This is a genomic window from Oryzibacillus soli, from assembly GCF_051594765.1.
Classification (GTDB): Bacteria; Bacillota; Bacilli; order Paenibacillales; family NBRC-103111; genus Paenibacillus_AR.
Window position 1 is genome coordinate 234975 of record NZ_JBPPGJ010000008.1, and the last position, 21342, is coordinate 256316.

General features: G+C 57.9%; 19 protein-coding genes and 1 riboswitch. Of the genes, 15 read left to right on the forward strand and 4 right to left on the reverse strand.

Going from position 1 to position 21342, the window contains the following annotated elements:
- Positions 1-177 precede the first annotated feature (177 nt).
- Positions 178-2121: a threonine--tRNA ligase gene (gene thrS, locus ACSEXW_RS13090; RefSeq protein WP_438446653.1), complete on the forward strand. Its 1944-nt coding sequence runs from the start codon at positions 178-180 to the stop codon at positions 2119-2121.
- A gap of 154 nt (positions 2122-2275) precedes the next feature.
- Entirely contained in the window at positions 2276-3013 is a 738-nt protein-coding gene (locus ACSEXW_RS13095) for a 3D domain-containing protein (RefSeq protein ID WP_438446598.1), read from the forward strand.
- 68 nt (positions 3014-3081) lie between these two features.
- On the opposite strand, the gene ACSEXW_RS13100 is transcribed toward ACSEXW_RS13095, so the two are convergent.
- Entirely contained in the window at positions 3082-4125 is a 1044-nt protein-coding gene (locus ACSEXW_RS13100) for an aldo/keto reductase (RefSeq protein ID WP_438446599.1), read from the reverse strand.
- A gap of 493 nt (positions 4126-4618) precedes the next feature.
- On the opposite strand from ACSEXW_RS13100, the gene ACSEXW_RS13105 reads away from it, so the two are divergent.
- Entirely contained in the window at positions 4619-6079 is a 1461-nt protein-coding gene (locus ACSEXW_RS13105) for a methyl-accepting chemotaxis protein (RefSeq protein WP_438446600.1), read from the forward strand.
- An 84-nt stretch (positions 6080-6163) separates the two neighbouring features.
- On the forward strand, positions 6164-6550 hold the full coding sequence (locus ACSEXW_RS13110) for a hypothetical protein (RefSeq protein WP_438446601.1): 387 nt from the start codon (positions 6164-6166) through the stop codon (positions 6548-6550).
- Positions 6551-6646: 96 nt separating this feature from the next.
- Here ACSEXW_RS13110 and ACSEXW_RS13115 read toward each other — a convergent pair whose 3' ends face one another.
- Complete coding sequence (locus tag ACSEXW_RS13115; RefSeq protein ID WP_438446602.1) at positions 6647-7951, reverse strand: ammonium transporter; 1305 nt, start codon at positions 7949-7951, stop codon at positions 6647-6649.
- Positions 7952-8181: 230 nt separating this feature from the next.
- On the opposite strand from ACSEXW_RS13115, the gene liaF reads away from it, so the two are divergent.
- The 11 genes from liaF (at position 8182) to glnA (ending at position 20091) form a co-directional block, all read left to right on the forward strand.
- Positions 8182-9393 (forward strand): cell wall-active antibiotics response protein LiaF, encoded by a 1212-nt coding sequence (gene liaF / locus ACSEXW_RS13120; RefSeq protein WP_438446603.1) that lies wholly within the window; start codon positions 8182-8184, stop codon positions 9391-9393.
- Positions 9394-9408: 15 nt separating this feature from the next.
- Positions 9409-10452: a sensor histidine kinase gene (locus ACSEXW_RS13125; protein ID WP_438446604.1), complete on the forward strand. Its 1044-nt coding sequence runs from the start codon at positions 9409-9411 to the stop codon at positions 10450-10452.
- Positions 10449-11120, forward strand: coding sequence for a response regulator (locus ACSEXW_RS13130; RefSeq protein ID WP_438446605.1), 672 nt, complete (start codon positions 10449-10451; stop codon positions 11118-11120). Before ACSEXW_RS13125 ends, ACSEXW_RS13130 begins: the two co-directional genes overlap by 4 nt.
- An 87-nt stretch (positions 11121-11207) precedes the next feature.
- Complete coding sequence (locus tag ACSEXW_RS13135; RefSeq protein ID WP_438446606.1) at positions 11208-11621, forward strand: YugN family protein; 414 nt, start codon at positions 11208-11210, stop codon at positions 11619-11621.
- Positions 11622-11854: 233 nt separating this feature from the next.
- Complete coding sequence (locus ACSEXW_RS13140; RefSeq protein WP_438446607.1) at positions 11855-13423, forward strand: S1C family serine protease; 1569 nt, start codon at positions 11855-11857, stop codon at positions 13421-13423.
- Positions 13424-13563: 140 nt separating this feature from the next.
- Positions 13564-14256: a response regulator transcription factor gene (locus tag ACSEXW_RS13145; protein WP_438446608.1), complete on the forward strand. Its 693-nt coding sequence runs from the start codon at positions 13564-13566 to the stop codon at positions 14254-14256.
- A gap of 1 nt (position 14257) precedes the next feature.
- Complete coding sequence (locus ACSEXW_RS13150) at positions 14258-15724, forward strand: sensor histidine kinase (protein WP_438446609.1); 1467 nt, start codon at positions 14258-14260, stop codon at positions 15722-15724.
- A 32-nt stretch (positions 15725-15756) separates the two neighbouring features.
- Positions 15757-16701 (forward strand): 4-hydroxy-3-methylbut-2-enyl diphosphate reductase, encoded by a 945-nt coding sequence (locus ACSEXW_RS13155; RefSeq protein ID WP_438446610.1) that lies wholly within the window; start codon positions 15757-15759, stop codon positions 16699-16701.
- 1 nt (position 16702) lies between these two features.
- Positions 16703-17200: a DUF2062 domain-containing protein gene (locus ACSEXW_RS13160; protein WP_438446611.1), complete on the forward strand. Its 498-nt coding sequence runs from the start codon at positions 16703-16705 to the stop codon at positions 17198-17200.
- A 158-nt stretch (positions 17201-17358) separates the two neighbouring features.
- Positions 17359-18417 (forward strand): 3-deoxy-7-phosphoheptulonate synthase, encoded by a 1059-nt coding sequence (aroF, locus tag ACSEXW_RS13165; protein WP_438446612.1) that lies wholly within the window; start codon positions 17359-17361, stop codon positions 18415-18417.
- A gap of 249 nt (positions 18418-18666) precedes the next feature.
- Positions 18667-20091 carry a type I glutamate--ammonia ligase gene (glnA, locus tag ACSEXW_RS13170; RefSeq protein ID WP_438446613.1) on the forward strand — a complete coding sequence of 475 codons (1425 nt, stop codon included), beginning with the start codon at positions 18667-18669 and terminating at the stop codon, positions 20089-20091.
- 68 nt (positions 20092-20159) lie between these two features.
- Here glnA and ACSEXW_RS13175 read toward each other — a convergent pair whose 3' ends face one another.
- Both ACSEXW_RS13175 and thpR read right to left on the reverse strand, forming a co-directional pair.
- Positions 20160-20381: a hypothetical protein gene (locus tag ACSEXW_RS13175; RefSeq protein ID WP_438446614.1), complete on the reverse strand. Its 222-nt coding sequence runs from the start codon at positions 20379-20381 to the stop codon at positions 20160-20162.
- Between the two features lie 78 nt (positions 20382-20459).
- A complete protein-coding gene (gene thpR / locus ACSEXW_RS13180; protein ID WP_438446615.1) occupies positions 20460-21047 on the reverse strand; it encodes an RNA 2',3'-cyclic phosphodiesterase in 588 nt (195 codons plus the stop codon).
- 76 nt (positions 21048-21123) lie between these two features.
- Positions 21124-21281, forward strand: a riboswitch (cyclic di-AMP (ydaO/yuaA leader).
- Positions 21282-21342: the final 61 nt, after the last annotated feature.

Genomic DNA, 21342 nt, shown 5'->3' on the forward strand with positions numbered 1-21342 from the left:
CCCCGTTACCGGATGCATCGAGGGTTCTTCAGCACCTTCCTGCCTGTGCGGGAAGCATGGAGACCGAACGAGGGTGGAACCACGAGCCGAACGCACTCGTCCCTTTTGGGATGAAGTGCGTTTTTTGCGTTCATGAGGAATCTTATGAAGAGAGAGGGAATTGGCATGTCCGTACAAATGTCCGTCAAAGTAACCCTGCCCGACGGAGCCGTCCGTGAATATCCGGCTGGCTCGACCATTGAAGATGTAGCTGGAAGCATCAGCCAAGGACTCAAGAAGAACGCCGTGGCTGGCAAGGTCAACGGGAAAGTGGTCGATCTGAATACGCCGCTTCTGGGTGACGCGGCGGTTGAAATCGTCACTTTGGATTCTGCGGAGGGGCTGGAGGTCATGAGGCACAGCACCGCCCATCTTATGGCCCAAGCCATCAAGCGGATCTACGGGGACAAGGCCGTGAAGCTGGGCATCGGTCCGGTTATCGAGGACGGCTTTTATTATGACATCGACAGTGAGGTTCCGGTATCCTCCGAGGACTTCCCGAAGATTGAGAAGGAAATGGAGAAGATCGTGCAGGAGAACCTGCCGATCGTCCGCCGGGAAGTCAGCCGCGACGAAGCGGTCCGGATCTTCAGCGAGATGGGCGACCCCTTCAAGCTGGAGCTCATCCGTGACCTGCCGGAGGACTCCGTGATCAGCATCTATGATCAAGGCGAGTTTTTCGACCTGTGCCGCGGACCGCACGTGCCGTCCACCGGCCGGATCAAAGTATTCAAGCTGCTGAGCCTGGCGGGTGCCTACTGGCGCGGCGATTCCAAGAACAAGATGCTGCAGCGTATCTATGGCACCGCCTATCCGAAGAAAGCCCAGCTGGATGAGCATCTGCACCTGCTGGAGGAAGCGAAGAAGCGGGACCACCGGAAGCTGGGCAAGGAGCTGAAGATCTTCTCCTTCGCCAAGGAAGTGGGTCAAGGCATTCCGCTGTGGCTGCCGGCCGGCGCCAAGCTTCGCCGGACCATGGAACGCTACATCGTGGACCTGGAGGAGAGCCTCGGCTATCAGCACGTGTACACGCCGGTTCTGGGCAGCGTGGAGCTGTACAAGATCTCCGGCCACTGGGAGCACTACCAGGAGGACATGTTCCCGCCGATGCAGCTGGATAATGAAGAATATGTGCTGCGTCCGATGAACTGCCCTCACCATATGATGGTGTACAAGAGCGAGATGCGGAGCTACCGGGACCTGCCGGTCCGCGTAGCGGAGCTCGGCACCATGCACCGGTACGAGATGTCCGGGGCCTTGACCGGCCTGCACCGCGTTCGCGCCATGACATTGAACGACGCCCATATTTTCTGCCGTCCGGACCAGATCAAGGAGGAATTCGCTCGCGTGGTCAACCTGATCCGGCGGGTGTACGAAGACTTCGGCATTAAGGAATACCGCTTCCGCTTGTCCTACCGGGATCCTAACGACAAGGAGAAATACTTCCAGAACGATGCCATGTGGGAGAATTCCCAGCGCATGCTGAAGGAGGTTGTCGAGGAGCTGGGCCTGCCTTACTACGAGGCAGAAGGTGAAGCTGCCTTCTACGGACCGAAGCTGGACGTTCAGATCAAGACGGCGCTGAAGAAGGAAGAGACGCTGTCCACCGCCCAGCTGGACTTCCTCCTGCCGGAGCGCTTCCAGTTGGAATACGTCGGCGAAGACGGTCAGAAGCACCGTCCGGTCGTAATTCACCGCGGCATTATCTCCACCATGGAGCGGATGACCGCCTACCTGCTGGAGAACTTCGCAGGTGCCCTGCCGACCTGGCTGGCGCCGCTTCAGGCCCGCGTCATTCCGGTATCTCCGGCATTCGAGAAGTATGCGGCTGAAGCCAACGAGAAGCTGCTTTTGGCCGGAATCCGTTCCGAGGCCGACCAGCGCAACGAGAAGCTGGGCTATAAGATCCGCGAGGCCCAGCTGGAGAAGATTCCTTACATGCTCGTCTGCGGTGAGAATGAAGTGAACAGCGGAACCTTGTCCGTCCGCAAGCGCGGCGGCGAGGATCTGGGCGCCGTGAAGCTCGAGGACGTCGTGAAGCTGATTGCAGAGGATATCGCCACCAAGACCAAGGCGGAATAACAAGTACGCACATGAACTTCCCTTCGGGGAGGTTTTTTTGCTTTCCTATGAATAATTCTCCTGGTAATGGAAACCTTATGAACGGTCGGTTGCCGGTGAATAGGAAGTCTCCGGATAGGGCAACCTTCATGATTAGGGGAGGGTATATCAATTCATGAGTGATGGCAGGATACGAAGTTCGGTTCTACGTACAGGTCATCTGGTAGTTCTGTTCAGCCTTCTGACTTGCATGTGGCCGAACGGCAGTGAGCAGTCCGCTCTGCTCCACGGCTGGAACGGATCATACCGTTGGGAAGCGGAAGCCAAGGCGGCGGGAATAACGGCAACGGACGCAGCACCGTCCAAATCCGCCGGGAAGCCTGCGGTTCAGGAGGCCAATCCCCATACCGGCAAGGAATATGCGGAAGCGGAAGAAGCCATTGGACGCATTAAAGTGAAGCCCTTTGAGCATCTGGATATGAGACAGCTGGAATCCGTAGAGGTGGTGGCAACCGGCTATACCGCCGGTAAGGAATCCACGGGCAAGTCGCCCGGGCATCCGGAATACGGCATTACCTACTCCGGCGTCAAGGTCCGTAAGGATGACTTCTCCACCATTGCGGCGGATCCTAAGATTTTTCCCATCGGAACCGTCATGTACATTCCCGGCTACGGCTTCGGGGTTGTTGCCGATACGGGAGGGGCCATCAAAGGCCATAAGATCGACCTGTATTTCGCCACCAAGGAGCAGGTCTATAAGGAATGGGGCAAAAGAAAGGTTCGCGTCTACATCCTCCGCAAAGGCGACGGCAAAGTGACGGAGGCCATGATGAACCGTCTGAACGGCATGACCAAGTCGGTTCCGGTGGACAAGAGCATCGAGACTCCGGCCACCAAGAAGGCTAGCAAATAAAGAAGCTCCGGTCCCGAAGTACGGGATCGGAGCTCTTTTCGCGTTAGGGCTAGAGGATGGTGTAAAGCTTATGCTTGGGCTGCAGCAGCCGGGATGGGCTTGTTCTCGCTGTCGGCGTACGGCTGGTCCAGAAGCTCCATCAGCTCGGTGTCCCACAGGCGGCGGACCTCTGCGATCTCCGCATCGGTCAGCGGCGGGCAATCGGAGGCGGAGGCGAACTCCTTCAGATTGTCGCTGGTAGTGATGTTGGGGAGGACCGACGCCACAATCGGGGCGGACAAGGAGAACAGGATGGCGGCTTGGCCGATGGTCCGCCCGGTCTCCGGACCGTACAGGAAGCTGAGCTTCTCCACCGCCTTCAGACCGCGGCCCATCCACTCGTATCGGCGATGGTTCCGATGGTCGGTCTTGTCATAATGCTTCTCCGGATTGTAGGAACCGTCCAGAAGGCCGGAAGCATGCGGCACGCGCACGATCAAGCCGGTATTCTGACGCTCGGCTTCAGCCAGGAACTGGTTGGTCGGCCATTGCTCCAGCAGGTTGTAGATAACCTGCATCATTGCGATGCCCTTGCGGTTCTCGAGAGTCCACAGTCCCTCGTCATGCCAGCCGATATCGGGGCCTAAGGCTGGACCGTAGGCGCGGATCTTGCCCTCTTCCTTCAAGCGCTCCAGGGTCTCGAAGACGGCATCGTCCTGAAGGGTCTGGAGACGGACGTTGTGGAGCTGGTACAGGTCGATGTAATCCGTGTTCAGACGGCGCAGACTCTGCTCGCAGGCATAGCGGATATGCTCCGGGGTCCAGAGCTGGGGCATCTCGGAGAAGCCTTTGCGCTCCCCTTGCTGGCTATAGATGTCATAGCCGAATTTGGTGGCAATGACCAGCTTGTCCCGTTTCCCGCGGAACGCCTCGTCCAGGATGGTCTCGCCTTCTCCCAGGGCGTAGGTGTCTGCGGTATCGTAGAAGGTTACGCCCAGGTCCAAGGCCTCCTGGAGCAGGCGGACGCCGAAGCCGCGGTCCTTCACGCCCCACCAGGTGGTAGCCACGGACCAGACGCCGAAGCCTACCTCGGACACGATCAGGTCGGTGCCTGTCAATGTGCGGTATTTCATGGATATATTCGCTCCTTTATTTTGAAAATGATTATCACGTTGTATCCATTTTACTATTCTTACTAATCAGACTCCAGTTAAACGGGGGGAAATGGGTATTGTTCATAATTTGTACATAATTAACAAGCCAGCACATAAAGCAGAAGGCTGTTCCAATTTGCTTCGGAATGCGTAAAAAAGGACGCATCTTCAAATAATACAACTAGCAGGGAGGTGATCCGACATGGCGAAGAAGAACAAAAAAGCGAAGCAGGAAAACGCTGAATTCGCGGACGAAATCAGTGTAAAGAACACCGGCGCTCAAGCGAAGGCCGTAGAGAAAGCCAACAAATAAGCATCTGAACATACCCAAGGGAGAGACGTGAGTCTCTCCTTTTCAATTTTGACATAAAGCGCTATAATGTAAGAAATTCTTCCATGGAATCGGTACAAACAGCGGCACAATGGCCCATGGACAGTCGCCTTACATTTAGACGGATGGGTGGTATGAACCATGTTGTATGCGGCTTTGGCAGTGGAATTTGTCGTAATTGTCGTACTGGCGGGACTCCTGCTTCGCCGGAGAGAGGCAGCCGGCTCCGAAGCGTTCTCAACCCGCATCGGAACACTTGCGCCGGAAGCCGGTGAGGCATTCCAGGCGTTCGTCAACGAAACTCAGGTGGTGGCCGACCGGCTGGTCGCCGCCAAAGAGGAGGTCAGCACCAGCATTCAGCGGCTGACCGAGATTGCCGATACCTCCATGGCCTCGGAGGATCAGCTTAAGGAGCGCAGCCAGCAGGCGGTGGAGCGGATCACCCAGGTATTCGCCTCCATGGAGGAGGTGGCGGCGGCTGCGTCCCAAATCCATGAGCACTCCACGGGCATGCGGGAGGAGAGCGTGAAGACGAAGGACCTGGTGCTTGACGTCTGCCGTTCGCTGAACCAGACGGACCGGGTGATGGGGGAACTCCAGCACCATCAGGAGACGATGGCGGACCGGATTCATGAGCTGACCCGTCATGCGTCCAATATCGGCGAGATCAACGGTTTTATCCGGGAGGTCGTCTCCCAGACCTCGCTCTTGGCCTTGAACGCGTCCATCGAAGCGGCTCGGGCCGGGGAGAACGGAAGGGGCTTCTCCGTCGTCGCCCAGGAGATTAAGAAGCTGGCCGAGCAGAGCCATGAGGCGGTCAGCAGAAGCTCCGGCATTCTTGGGGCCATCGAGCAAGGGGTCGATCAAGTGGTGACCGCCATGAAGGGTGAGAAGGAAGCGGTGGACGGCAGTCTTCATGAGATGGGGAGCATGAAGGACAATATGGACAAGATCCTTCACCGGGTCCTGCATGTCGATGAGATAATCGGATTGACGGAGGAGGCCAGCGGCATGCAGACCTCCACCACCATGGATTCCACAACCATGCTGGGCGAGGTAGTGGAGCTGGTCAGCGAGACCTTGAACAGCATCGAGCAGACGGTCGCTATGATGGAGCGACAGCGGATGCAGATCGGCCGCATGCAGGTGATCTATGCGAATCTGGACCAAACCTCACATGAAATGTTCGAATCTATTCAGGGTGTGTCCTCGAAGCAGAACCGGAAGCTGGAGCTGGGCGGCCGGCTGCGCGAGATGAAGGCATGGCTGTCGGAGAAGGCTGAGGATTCCGGATTGAAGGGGCTGGACGCCGCCGTTCATGGGGAGCTGCTGGGCCGCTGGATGGCACAGACCGACGGTCTGGAGGCCATCTGGTCCAACCGGGCGGACGGAACCTTCATTTTTTCCAAGCCTGCAGCGGGATTAGTCAACGCCAGAGGCCGGGAATGGTTCCAGAAGGCCATGGCGGGCCAGCTCTATGAGTCGGAAGCTTACATCTCCGCCATCACCAAGAAGCCTTGCGTCACCCTTTCCGTAGGGATCCGCAATGGAAACGGGGAGATTGTGGCAGTAATTGGGGTGGATCTTCGGGTTCATTCCTAAAAATAATGGTTTTCATTTAGGGGGAAATGGTGTAAACTGATTCTAGTGTAATTATATATAACATGTGGAGACAGGTGAATTATCATGCTGACTGCTCTTATTCCGGATTATTCGAACCGTCCCGTCCGTGCCGAGAAGCGCAAGACCGGCGAATTACTGCCTTTTCTGGAGGCTTATATCGCACGTAAGCAGCACCAGATGGAGGAGATCCTCCAGGTGGTGGAGCGGTACGAGAAGAAACGCGCCGTAGAAGAGAAGGCATATCAGACCATGTCCCCCCTTCGCCGCATGCTCACGGGCCGCAAGCCGGACCACCATTTGGCCGTAGAGTACATCCACTACGTGAAAAAGCCGATGGAGCATGTGAAGAAACTTCGCAACGAAATTGAAGCAGCCAAAGCCCTGATGGCGGAGTCCAAGGCGCATGGCGAGGTTGTCCTGCCGGAAGCCATGCTGAGCGAGATGGGCTGAAGCACGGAAGTTCTGTCCATAACCTTTCATTCCCATAAAGAATCCCCCGCCCTGAATCGTTCAGGGACGGGGGATTGTTCTATGATCCGCTATGATTTAATTCTTGGCGGCAGGCTCCATGAGCTTGGTGATCTCGATGAAGTCGTGGTCCTGGCTGTAGGCCGGAACCCCGTGAATGCCAACGTCCAGACCGACCAGCTCTTCGTCGCGGCTGACGCGGACCTTCACGACCTTGTTAATCAGAATAAGGGAAACCCAGGAGATGGAGAAGCCCCAGACGATGATGACGGCCAAGCCCAAGGCCTGAACGCCGAGCAGATTCCAGCCGCCGCCGTAGAACAGGCCGTAGTAGCCTTTGCCGATCTCGGAGGTCAGCTCCGGTGTGGCGAACAAGCCGACGGCCAAGGTGCCCAGGCTGCCGCTGACGCCGTGGACGGCGAAGGCTCCGACCGGGTCATCCACCTGGCGGCCGTCCAGAAGCTCGGTTGCGAAGACCATGGCGATGCCGCAGACGGCGCCGATCAAGAGGGCCGCTCCGTCGGTGACGAAGGCGCAGCCGGCGGTGATGCCGACGAGACCGGCAAGTGCGCCGTTGATGACCATCGGCGGATCCGCCTTTTTATAGCGGAACATGGTGAACAGGATACAGCAGGCGGCGCCGGATGCTGCAGCCAGCATGGTCGTAACGGCGATATGCCCGATGGAGGCGTTGGTGGCGGACAAGGTGCTGCCCGAGTTGAAGCCGAACCAGCCGAACCAGAGGATAAAGGCTCCGACGGAGGCCAGCGGCAGGTTGGACGGAGGAACGATGTTAGCAGAGCCGTCCTTGTTGTACTTGCCGATCCGGGGACCGATGAAGATGGCCGCCGCCAAGGCGGAGAAGCCGCCCAAGGCGTGGATGGTGGCGGAGCCGGCGAAGTCTACCATGCCGAGCTTGCCCAGCCAGCCGCCTACGGCCCATACCCAGTGCCCGGCAACGGGGTAGATCAAGCCGGTCATGGCGATGGTATATAAGATGTAAGCGCGGAAATTGATGCGTTCGGCAACGGCTCCTGACACGATGGAGATCACCGCGATGACGAAGGCGCATTGGAACAGCCAATAAGTATCATGGGAGATATTCAGCTGGATATGGGACAGGTCTCCGCCCATCATAAAGCCGGAAATGCCGAGAATGCCGCCGGCATCCTTGCCGTACATGAGGGCGAACCCGATAAAATAAAAGACGAGCGCACCGAAGGCGATGTCCACGAAGACCTTCATAATAATGCTGACGGCGTTCTTCTGCCGGACGAATCCGGCCTCCAAGAGGGCGAAGCCGCCTTCCATCAGCAGAATCATGGCGGCGGTGAGCACGACCCAGATCGTGTCGAGTCCTTGGGACAGTTGGTTGATATCCACCTGTTATGTCACTCCTTAAAAGCGTTTTCGTAAGTAATCTCACACATTATAAGGGCCTCTCGACAAATATGTCAACGAAAATGTGTCAGAATATCTAACATAACTAACAGTTGATGTTAGGTTTTGGCTCAGTCTCGGGACCGAGACACGCTTCGTTCCCCCGCCTCTTTTCTCCATCTCCAAAAACGACTACACTAGAGTCAAAGGCAAGCACCATGGAGGGAAAGAACATGAACGAGCGCTTCATTAGCAAGACGGTCTGGGGCCTCCTCCTGATCGGAGCCGGAGTCCTCTTTCTATTAAACCAAACCGGTACCGTCAGCGTAGATCCCGTGCATCTGATCGTCGATTATTGGCCCGTCCTTCTGATCTACTTCGGTTTGAAGGGCATTCTGATCCAACGGAAGCTGGAATACGGATGGGGCGGCTCCTATATATGGAATATCTTCATCGCCCTGATCGGCACCTATTTCCTCCTGCGGAACCTGGACATCGACATCCTGCAGGGATTGGATCTGTGGCAGTTCGCCGTTCCCGTTATTCTGATCCTTGTGGGTTTGAATATGCTGACCAAGGGCCCCGGATCCAAGCATGAGGAACGCCGAGCCGCCCTGCGTGAGGAGCATCGTCAGCGGAGAGAGGCTCACCGGGAACAGCGCCATGCCATGCGGACGGCCCATATGGAGGCCAAGTACAAGGCCAAGATGGCGCGCAAATATCCCATGGAGCCCCAGGCGCCTGAAGAGAACGGCGGGGCAGCCATCCGTCCTGAAGAGGAGCCGGCCGAATACGATCCCGCCTATACCCGCAAGATCGAGCGGGATCTGGACCACGTGTTCCATGAACGTGTGGTGAAGAAGCTGGGAGACGATCCGTTCCCGCTGGTGTCCGACGCGCAAGCAGGGTCCGGCGCCGCCACCAAGGGGACAATCCCTCCCGAACCGGATCTGCATGGAATCGGGGGGGCCGCCAATCCTGGCGGATTTCCACCGCCCCCGCCTCCGCCGCCCCCGCCGCCTAACGGTCCTGAATGGCACAGCGGCTGGGAGGCCCATCACCGCCGTCCGGTGGACCGGTCCAATTTTATCGGGGATATCCATCTGGGGCACGATTACTGGGAGCTGGAGCCAACCAACGTGTCCCACTTCATCGGGGATACGGTCATCGATCTGACGAAGGCACGCATTCCTTACGGGGAGACCAAGCTTACCGTCTCCTCCTTCATCGGCGACGTGAAGGTATTCGTACCGAACGACGTGCAGGTGGAGATCAGCGTTACGGCCTCGGCCTTCATCGGCGACATGAAGGTGCTGGACCGGCACGAGGGCGGTATGTTCCGGCATATGAAGTACGACACGAAGCACTATGTGGAAGCGGAGAAAAAGATCAACCTGACCGTGAGCATGTTCATCGGGGATGTGTTCATCAAGCGGGTCGGGTAATAACGGGGCGAACGGATGCTTAAGAGGATCAAGAATATCAAATGGCTCTTGCCGGTTTATTTTCTGGCGGCGACTTCGGCTACCCTGCTGCTGGCCCTGTTCGGCTGGTACTATATATCCACCCATGAGGAGGCTCCCGGGCCTGAGCTCTGGGTGGAGTTTGTTCTGTTGCTGCTCTTGATCGGGCCGTCCGTCGGGTACTTCGTAGCCCGCCAGTACCAGCGCCGGGTGGATGCTCTGCATCTCGCCGTCAAGCAGATCACCATCGGCAACCTGGCCGAAAGGCTGCCCGTAGGGAACGGAGATTCCTTCGACTCCGTCTACCGGGACTTCAACGCCATGGCGGGCTCCCTGGAGAGCCGTCTTCGGCTTCTCCAGCAATTCGGGGAAGCGGACGTGATGGAGAAGCTGCAGTCCAATCAGGACGCCGTAATGGAGGAGCGCAAAAGATTGGCCCGGGACCTTCACGACACGGTGAGCCAGCAGCTTTTTGCCATCCATATGTCCGCGTCGTCGCTGCCGAAGCTGCTGGAGTTGAACCCGGAGGGCGCCAAGATGGTGGTCAGCCAGCTGGTGACCATGTCTCACCACGCCCAGCGGCAGATGCGAAGCCTGATCGCCCAGCTGCGTCCGCTGGAGCTGGAGGACCAGACGCTGGAGGAGGCCCTCGGGAAGTGGTTCCCGGACTACTGCAATCAGAACGGGCTCCAGGGCAAGCTGGAGATCTCCCTGCCGGACGGGCTGACCGAAGCCATCGAGCACCAGCTCTTCCTGATCATCCAGGAGGGCATGGCCAATGTGGTCAAGCACGCCAGGGCCAAGCACGTTTCCTTGACCCTCTATGATGCCGGCCACCAGCTGGTGCTGCAGATCGCGGATGACGGAGTCGGCTTCACGGTGGATCCGGCGAAGCGCTCCTCCTATGGGCTGGCCACCATGAAGGAACGGGCGGAGCGGCTGGGAGGCAATGCGGAGGTCCGGAGCAAGCCGGGCAGCGGAACGAGCATTCATATTCATATACCGAAATTCGGTCAAGTGGGGAGCGTTGGAGCGGAATGAGCGGAAGCATACGAGTGATGATCGTGGATGACCATGATATGGTACGGCTGGGGTTGAAGACCTATCTGCTGCTGGAGCCTCGCATTCAGGTGATCGGAGAGGCGGGGAGCGGCCCGGATGCCTTGAATCAGCTGGCTCATCTGGCCCTGAATGGCCCGGATGCCATGCCCCATGTGGTGCTGATGGATCTGATGATGCCGGGGATGGATGGAATCGAAACGACGGGTGAGCTCTTGAAGCTGTACCCCGCCGTGAAGGTGGTCATGCTGACCAGCTTCCTGGAGGAGGACAAGGTGGTGAAGGCCATCGAGGCGGGAGCCATCAGCTACGTGCTGAAGACGATTCAGGCGGAGCAGCTGGTAAGCGTCATCGAGGGCGCATCCCGCGGCATGCCGGTTCTGGTGTCGGAGGTGTCCCAGGCCTTGACCCGCGGACTCCGGCAGCGCACGGCCCGCAACGACGATGAGGGCTTCACCGTCCGGGAGAAGGAGGTGCTGCTGCTCATCGCTGACGGCAAGTCCAACAAGGAGATCTCCGACGAGCTGCACATCAGCATCAAGACGGTCAAGACCCATGTCAGCAATCTGCTGATGAAGTGCGGTCTGGAGGACCGGACCCAGCTGGCTATCTACGCCCACCGCAAGGGTTTGGCCGAAGCGGAGAAATAAGCCGGTCCGCGGTGCTCCGGAAGAGGACATAAAAAACTCCTTCCCTGCCCATCCTATGGAAAACGAATGCCAAAGGAGAGCGGATGGATGATTCCCCTGACATCGAGTCTGGAAAACCGAGATGCGGCTTTTGTTAATCTGAACGACTACCTGGGCCAGTATGAATTTGCATTGGGCGGGAACTGGGAGTATGACCACGGCTATTTTGACCGATACTTGGATGAAGAGCATAAGGTTTGGGTACGGGTGCCTTTTACGGTGACCCATGGCACCTTCGACGGAGATTCCGACGCTTCCGACGCCATCGTCCGGCTGGGCCAGCCCTTCGTGCTGAAGCATCTCTATAATGACGGGCTGGATCAGAACGCCGACGCCATGGTGTACAAGGCTCTGGTGGACCAATTCCAATCCCCCGTGGATAAGGATGCCCCCGTCGAGGGCAAGTGGGTGGAGAAGGCGGAGGACCTTCTGCGCAAGGTCGAGCAAGGCTTGGTTCATTGAACGGGAGTATGCCCAAATTCGTCCATTCATCCCAGAACAATGATAGGAACCGTTTCGGCTGCCGCTCGAGGCATGGACCGGAGCGGTTTTTTCTATTAATTTAGCTTGGCTTTAGCGCAATTTAAGGTTCGTTTAAGGTTGGGGGTGCATGATAGAGACATCAGGTTAAACAAAGGATCCGGCAAGGGCAAGCGCCCTGTAACGCCGGGATCCGGTGAAGGAGGAACCCCGAGATGGAAGAGAACAAAAAAGACTACAGCGACTTTTTCAAGTCCCAAGACGATAGCGCGAACGACAATAAGGATTCCCGCAGAGAAGCCGATCCGGAGCGTCCTTACTATTATTCATACGGTCCCTACAAATCCGCTCCGCAGCCGGAAGGCGATTCCGAATCGGCCGCTTCCTATCAATCTCTCGACCACTCCGAGTCGGTGGAGGTTACGGCGCCCAAACCGGTCCGCCCGTATCCGTACGGCGTGCAGGAGCCGCAGGCTCCTGCGGCGCCCTCCGGCTGGACACCGGCTCCTGCTGCGCCGAAGCGGCGCTCCAATGTACGCGGCATGTTCGCGGCCTTCATGGCCGGCGCCGTGCTGGTCGGCAGCCTGATGTTCGCCTCGGACCGCATGAACCTGTTCACCGGTACCGCAACCGGCGGCTCCGGCAGCGCATCGGCTCCCGCCAACGTGTCCTCGGGCTCCGGCTCCTCCGCCGGCGTGAAGAGCGCGGCCCTGGACATCAGCCGCCCGGGCAGCGTCTCCTCCATCGTGCAGCAGGCCAGCCCCGCCGTCGTCAAGATCGAATCGTTCGTCACCGTGAAGCAGCGGACCCGGTCCAACTCCCTGATGGACGATCCCTTCTTCCAATACTTCTTCGGCAACGGCAATAACGGCGGCAACAGCCAATCCCAGCCGAAGGCGGGCACCAAGCAGCAGGCAGGGATGGGAACCGGCTTCATCTTCGAGAAGTCCGGCTACATTCTGACCAACCAGCACGTAATCGAAGGCGCGGAAGAGATCCAAGTCACGGTGGAGGGCTACGACGAGCCGTTCGTCGCGAAGCTGCTGGGCAACAGCGCCGAGCTGGATCTGGCCGTGCTGAAGATCGAGGGCACCAAGGACTTCCCGATCCTGCCCATCGGCGATTCCAACAGCATGAGCATCGGCGACTGGGTGGTGGCCATCGGCAACCCGTACGGGTTCGAGCACACCGTAACCGTCGGCGTGCTGAGCGCCAAGGAACGGGAGATCGAAATTCCGGAAACCACCGGCACCCGTACCTACAAGCACCTGTTCCAGACCGACGCCTCCATCAACCCCGGCAACTCCGGCGGTCCGCTGCTTAATCTGAACGGTGAGGTCGTGGGCATCAACACCGCGGTGAACGCGCAGGCCCAGGGCATCGGCTTCGCCATCCCGACCAGCACGATCAGCGAGGTTCTGGAGAGCCTGAAGAACAACGTTCAGATTCCGAAGGCACCGGTGCCTTACATCGGCGCTACCCTTAGCAGCCTGAAGGATGTGGACGCCTCCTACCTGAAGGAGCTGAAGATTGACGGCACCGACGGCGTCATGGTCGTCAGCGTGGAGCTGGGCCATCCGGCCTTCAAGGCCGGCTTGAAGACTTATGACGTCATCACCTCCATCGACGGTGCGGCCGTCAAGACCAAGGAGGAGCTGATCACCAAGATCCAAGCCAAGAAGGTGGGCGACAAGGCTTCCTTCGGCATCCTCCGCGACGGACAGAAGGCTGCGGTTGACATTACGATCGGCAACAAGAACGATTTCGCCCAGAAGCAGCAATAGGAATAGAGACGGCCCACCCGGCCGATCAGAGGAGATACGCGAAGCGGGCTTCGGCGGTTGACGCCGGAAGCCCGCTTCTTGCCATGTACGGGGCGGAATCTGGTATGATAGAGACAATTCCTTCTGGAGGGATCGTATTCATGAGAGAGAAGATCGTAGTGATCGACGACGATGAGAAAATAACGTCCATGCTGCGCCGGGCGCTGACCTTCGAGGGCTACAGCGTGGCTACCGCCGGTGACGGACAGGAGGGGCTCCGCCGGGTGCTTGAGCAGGAACCGGATGTCATCATCCTGGACGTCATGATGCCCAAGGTGGACGGCTGGGAGGTATGCCGCCGGATCCGGGAGGGGGGCATCGGCACGCCAGTCTTGATGCTGACCGCCAAGGACGACATCTCCGACCGGGTCAAGGGACTCGACATGGGAGCGGACGATTATCTGGTGAAGCCGTTCGCGCTGGAGGAGCTGCTGGCCCGGGTTCGGGTGCTGCTCCGGCGCAAGGCGGCGGAGAAGACGGAAGCGCCGACGAACCGGCTACAGTATGAGGACCTGGTGCTGGATCTGGACACCCGGGAGGTATTCCGGGAGGGCAAGCTCATCGAGCTGACCACCAAGGAGTTCGATCTCCTGCATCTGTTCATGCAGAATCCGAAGCGGGTTCTGTCCCGGGATCTGATCATGGAGAAGATCTGGGGCTACGACTACAGCGGCGAATCCAATGTCATGGAGGTATACATCGCCCTTCTGCGGCAGAAGACGGAGGAGCACGGCGGCAAGCGGATCATCCAGACGGTCCGGGGCGCCGGCTACGTCCTGAGAGGGGATTCGTAAGATGTCCATCCGTCTGCGTCTGACACTCTGGTACTCCACCATCCTGGCCGTGCTTCTGTTAGTGTTCGGTGTAGCGCTCTATTTCAGTTCCTCGATTATCCTGCTTCAGGATCAGAAGAAGGAGATGCAGGTGCTGGTCCGGGAGATCGAATCCCAGATCATCCCGATCCGGTTCTCCTCCAACGGGCAGACCAAGATCGTGTTCAAGCTGCCGCCGCTGAACCAGTTCAAGTACCCGGGGTATTTCCTTCAAGCCGTCAATATGGACGGAAGCATCGCCGACAGTTCCCTGAATGTGGAGCTGCCCTTGAATTACAACCAATCGAAGGTGGAAGCCGGCGAATCCGCCTATTACCGCCAGAGCGTAGGGGAGAACCTGCTCCTGGTCCTGAACCGCCCGCTGTACGAGAAGGGCTCCAACACCGTCTACGGAATTCTGCAGATTGCCGTGGTCATCGACAGCACCGAGAAGATTCTCGAGACTCTGAAGCTGGTGCTTCTGATGCTGTCGCTCATCACACTGATCCTGGCCGCATCCCTAGGCTGGTTCCTGGCCCGCAAGGCACTGAAGCCCATCGACACGGTCATCGCGGCGGCGGCTCAGATCGAGAAGGGGGCGGACCTGGGAGTCCGGATCGATTATCAGGGTCCCCATGACGAGATCGGGCGGCTGACTCAGACGATCAACAGCATGCTGGGCCGCATCCAGGGGGCCTATACGGAGCTGGAGGAGTCCGACCGGGCGCAGCGCCGCTTCGTATCGGATGCTTCGCATGAGCTGCGGACGCCGCTCACCACCATCCGGGGCAACGTGGACCTCTTGGAGAAAATGTGGAGGCAGACCGAGAACTCCGCCACGACGGCACTGGAGGACCCGGAGAAGCTCAGCATGTCCCTGGAGGCCATGCGGGATATTGCCGGCGAGGCGGCCCGGATGAGCCGGCTGGTCAACGACCTGCTGGCGCTGGCCCGGGCCGATGCCGGGCATGCCATGTCCAAGGACCCGGTCGTCATCCGGGATACGGTGGAGGAAGCGGCCCGCAAAGCCCAGCATCTGAAGCGCACTGTGGATTGGCGGTTGGGCGACCTGTCGTCCTTGGACGGCATCGGGGTCCGTGGCGATAAGGACTATCTGCAGCAGCTCCTGTTCATCTTTATCGAGAATGCGTTCAAGTACACCAAGGAAGGTTTCGTTAGTCTGGACGCCGTCCGCTCCGACAATCAGGTGGGTATCCGGATCTCCGACACGGGGATCGGCATGGACAAGGAAGAAGTGCCCCACATCTTCGAGCGGTTCTACCGGGCGGATGTGTCCCGCGGCGTCACCTCGGGGACCGGATTGGGCCTGTCCATCGCCAAGTGGATCATTGACGAGCACGGAGGCTCCATCGAGGTTCTGACTCAAAAAGGCGTCGGCACCACCTTCGTGGTCTGGCTCCCGGTTTCCTTTCAACAATTGGGGGAATAGAGTATAATCAGCATGAAGGAGGTGCAGCTCGTATGGAAGTGATCAAAATCTCCCCGCGGGGCTATTGCTACGGCGTCGTGGACGCTATGGCGCTTGCCATGCAGACGGCCAAAAATCTGAATGTGCCGCGGCCGATCTATATACTGGGCATGATCGTGCATAATGCCCATGTGACGGAGTACTTCAAGGAAGAAGGAATCATCACGCTGGACGGGCCCAACCGTCTCGAAATTCTGGAGCAGATCACCCAGGGCACCGTCATCTTCACCGCACACGGGGTCTCCCCGGAGGTTCGGCAGCGGGCGCGGGACAAAGGGCTGACCGTGGTGGACGCCACCTGTCCCGATGTGACCAAGACTCACGTCCTGATCAAGGAAAAGACGGAAGCCGGCTATCATATCATCTATATCGGCAAGAAGGGCCATCCGGAGCCGGAGGGAGCCATAGGCGTGGCGCCGGACCGGGTTCACCTGATCGAGAAGCCGGAGGAGATCGAGGCGCTCTCGATTCCGACGGATAAGATCGTGATTACGAACCAGACTACCATGAGCCAATGGGACATCAAGATTATCATGAACCTCTTGATCGCCAAGTTCCCCACCGCCGAGATCCACAACGAGATCTGCCTCGCCACCCAGCTGCGGCAGGAGGCTGTGGCGGAGCAGGCCAAGGAGGCGGATCTGACGCTGATCGTCGGAGATCCGCGCAGCAACAATTCCAATCGGCTGGCGCAGGTTTCGGAGGAGATTGCGGGGGTCAGAGCCTACCGGATCGCGGACCTGGGTGAGCTGAATCCCGATTGGCTGAAGGGTGTGAACAAGGTGGCGGTATCCTCCGGAGCCTCCACGCCCACCCCGATCACCAAGGAGGTCATCCAGTATCTGGAGCAGTACAGTCCTGAGAATCCGGATACCTGGGTGATCCGCAGAACCGTTAATATGAAGCGACTCATCCCAACCGTAAGGGAAAAATCCTAATATGAAAAAATGGCTAGCCGGAACCGGGCGTTGGTTCAAATACCGATATATCAAGCTGCTCCGTGCAAAAGGCGGGCCCTCCAAGGTGGCGCGCGGCTTTTCGGTGGGTATCGCCGTAGAGATGTTCACTCTGCCGACGTTCGGGTTGGCAGCCGTTTTGATCATTCCCTTGGTCTATCTCTTGCGGGCGAGCCTTCCCGGGGCCCTCATCGGCTTCGTCTTCGGCAAAATCATCTATATTCCCATGGCGTTCCTGAACCGGATGGTTGGGGACGCCGTCGTACCCGAGGCCTGGCACCGGGCGATCACACATCTGCCGGCCTGGCTCGGGAATATCGTGAGCCCGGCGCTGGACCTGGTCATCGGAGGAATGGCCGTCGGCGCCATCCTGGGTCTGATCATGTACTTCCCGGTATGGCTTCTGCTGGAATGGTACACGGCCCGCCGCAAGGAGAGGCGCCGCAAAAAGGCGGCCTCCAAGCTGCTTCAGATGGAGTAAATTCAAGACCCGCCCGGTGCATCGAGCACGGGCGGGTTTTCTATTAGGGCGAAAAAACGCTTGACGTACAGGCGCTAATCCGATATAGTTACTTTAACGATTAAAAGCATAGAAGCACACAAGCGTTGAAGTGTGCAAGCAAAGGGAGAGTGTTCGGAATGATCGTAGTGACATCCAATAAGACCAGCCAAGAACGAGTGGATGCTATTGTTCGATATATTGAGAAGCACGGCCTGCAAGCGCATGTATCCCAAGGAGAAGACCGCACCGTCATCGGGATCGTGGGCAAGTTCGACTCCCAGCTTGCGGAGCATCTTCGCCAGATGTCCGGAGTGGAGCAGGTTGTCCGCATCTCCAAGTCCTACAAGATGGCTTCCCGCGAGTTCCATCCGGCCGACACCGTCATCAAGATCAAGGGTGTGGAGATCGGCGGCAGCGAGCTCGTGATCATGGGCGGCCCTTGTGCAGTGGAAACGCCGGAGCAGATCGATGAGATCGCCCGTCTGGTGAAGCAAGCAGGTGGCCAAGTGCTCCGGGGCGGCGCATTCAAGCCCCGCACCGGCCCCTACAGCTTCCAAGGCATCGGCGTGGAAGGCCTGAAGTGGATGAAGGATGCGGGTGAGAAGCATGGTCTTCTGACCATCACCGAAGTCATGACTCCGGAATACGTGGATGTCTGCGCCGAATACGCCGACATTCTGCAGGTGGGGACCCGCAATATGCAGAACTTCGATCTGCTCCGCAAGCTGGGCACGATCCAGACGCCCGTTCTGCTGAAGCGCGGCTTCAGCTCTACCTACGATGAGTTCCTGAACGCAGCCGAGTACATCCTGGCCGGCGGCAACCCGAATGTCATGCTCTGCGAGCGCGGCATCCGCACCTTCGAGTCCTACACCCGCAATACGCTGGACCTGGCCGCCATCCCGGTTCTGAAGCAGCTGTCCCATCTTCCGGTTATCTCCGACCCCAGCCACGGTACCGGCCGCAGGGAGTTGGTCGTCCCGATGACCAAGGCTTCCGTTGCCGCAGGCTGCGACGGCCTGATCATCGAGATGCACACCGATCCGGACAATTCCATGACCGGCGACGGCGTACAATCCCTGTTCCCGGATCAGTTCGCAGATCTGCTGTCCGACCTGGAGAAGCTGGCGCCTCTGTGCGGCAAGTCCTTCACCACCCGCAAAGAGCCTATTCTGGCCGGCTCCTGGAAGAAGTAATATTCGGGATTTCAGAAGTGTATATAATGAAGAAAGAGGTTTATTCCAAGGGTTTCCACTGGGAATAAGCCTTTTTGGCGATATTATGAACCGTGCTGTGAAGATACCTAACATGGCCCAAAAAAATACCTTACATAAGTATTGACGCTTAAAACCGAACGTTTTATAATAGGTGCAAGTTGACTGAAAACTTGAACAATCATAGCATTACAAACCAATAATGTTCGGAATTAGGGAGGGTATTTATCCATGTCTGCTCAGAAAGTGCTGGATCTCATCAAAGAAAAAGGTATTGAGTGGGTTGATTTTCGTTTTACCGATATCGGCGGCAAATCCCATCACTTGTCGATCCCGGCATGTGAAGTAGAAGCCGAAACCTTCGAACTGGGCGTAGCCTTCGACGGCTCCTCCATCGCCGGCTTCCGCGGTATCGAAGAATCCGACATGGTTATGATGCCGGATACGGACTCTGCCTTCGTGGATCCTTTCACCGCACATCCGACTCTGGTCATCCTGTGTGATATCTTCACTCCGGACGGCGAGCGTTACGAGCGCGACCCGCGTTCCATCGCCGTTAAAGCAGAGCAATACCTGCAAACCACCGGCGTAGGTACCGCAGCATACTTCGCTCCTGAATCCGAATTCTTCATTTTTGACGATGTCCGCTACGAGAGCGGTATGAATAAATCCTTCTTCGAGGTTGATTCCGAAGAAGGCGCTTGGAACACCGGCCGCAAGGAAGAAGGCGGCAACCTGGGCTTCAAGGTCGGCGTGAAGGGCGGTTACTTCCCGGTAGCTCCGGTTGATACTCAACAAGACATCCGTTCCGAAATGTGCCGCCTGATGCAAGAAGCAGGCCTGCGCATCGAGCGTCATCACCACGAAGTGGCTACCGCCGGCCAAGGCGAGATCAACTTCCGCTTCAGCACGCTGACCAAGACTGCCGACAACCTGCAGAAGTACAAGTACATCATCCACAATGTTGCCCGTCAATACGGCAAAGTGGCAACCTTCATGCCGAAGCCGCTCTTCGGCGACAACGGCAGCGGTATGCACGTTCACCAATCCATCTGGAACAACGACATTCCGTTGTTCTATGAGAAGGGCGCGTACGCCAACCTGAGCGAAATCGCTCTGTTCTACATCGGCGGTATTCTGCACCACGCTCCGGCTCTGATCGCGCTGACCAACCCGTCCACCAACTCCTTCAAGCGTCTGGTTCCGGGCTACGAAGCTCCGGTTAACCTGGTATTCTCCAAGGGCAACCGTTCCGCTGCCATCCGTATTCCGATCGCAGCCGTTAACGCGAAGGGCTCCCGGATCGAGTTCCGTACTCCGGACTCCACCGCTAACCCGTATCTGTCTTTCGCTGCCATGCTGATGGCCGGTCTGGACGGCATCAAGAACAAGATCGACCCGCGCAAGCTGGGCTACGGTCCGGTTGACAAGAACATCTATGAGCTGGCTGACTCCGAGAAAGCCGAGATTCGCAGTGTTCCGGGCTCCCTGGATGAAGCTCTGGATGCACTGGCAGCTGACCACAGCTTCCTGACCGAAGGCGGAGTCTTCACCGAAGACTTCATCAACAACTTCATCGAGCTGAAGCGTGCAGAAGCCAAAGCGGTATCCATCCGGATTCATCCGCACGAGTACTCCCTGTACTTCGGCTGCTAATTGGCAGGTATTCATCAATCACATTCAAAAGCCCTCCGGGATCCTGATCCCGGAGGGCTTTTTTACCGTCACTGTTCGAACCGGAACAGCGGGGCACCCAGATGAACCTGGTGGATCTGACGGTGCAGGGCCGAGACGTACCGGTCCAGCCCATTTTCAAAGTCCCCGTCATTCAGAAGCTCCACGGCCAGAAAGGACAAATCCGGTTCTTCGCCTTTGTGCCGCCATTTGCCGTCTAATAAAACATAATTGCGGTCCCGAAGAACGGTGCGCTTGTGCTCAGTCAACACGGGCGTTCCTCCCTTTCATCCGGATGCTTCTAGGGTGCCCTGATCCGGATGGGCGCGGGGGAAGGAAGGGTGCCAACTTCAGGTGGCGCTGAGAACAGGAAGCCGGAATTCCTTCACGACCTCGTACATGGGACTGCGGCCCAGATGGCTTCGGTACAGGATGACCGAGCCGCTGGTCCATTCGAGGCCGTCAAGGCCAGCCGGCTCAGGCAGCTTGCTTCGGACCTGCGTCCAGGGACGGTCTCCTTGATAACGGCGGGCCAGGGTAATGTGGGGACGAAAAGGCTTGTCCTCTTTGGAATAGCCTACACGGACAAGGGCCTGAAGGACATCCCGCTGGAGACTGACGAGACGGTCTCTGTCCCCTTCCAGGCCGGTCCACAGAATGCTGGGCGCCGCGGGAGGACCGAAGGTGCCCAAACCGCTCAGGCGCAGCTTAAACGGGACGTGGAGAGAAACGGCCTCCTCCAGGGATGCCATAATCCTCGGGAGTCGTTCCTCCTCCGTGTCCCCCATAAAATAGAGGGTAATATGCAGATCCTCCGTGTGGGCCCATTTCTGGAAAGGGTACAGAGCTTTATGGGCACGGGTCCACTCAGCCAAAGACTTCTTGATCTCCGCGGGCAAAGGAACTGCCGTGAACAATCGGTATGTGCTGCCGGACATGGATAGTCCCTCTTTTCTTGTCAGGATGGGGGGCTGGAATGTTTTGGCGGTTGCCAGCCCGTTGCTCGATATGTTAGCTTATGTAGTGCCGAATCCAGCATACATACCAAAATAAAAGTGCTGGTACGGGGGACGATTTACATGGGGTGAATGAGCGCGTCAGTAAGAGCGTGCTAGGGAAAACCTTCTTCCCGAACCCGACAGCTAACCTCGGAGGCTACAAGGAGGACATACAATTGAATATTTTTCGCACAGGGCTGAAAAGCTTACTTTTGACATGTGCGTCGGCGGTCGC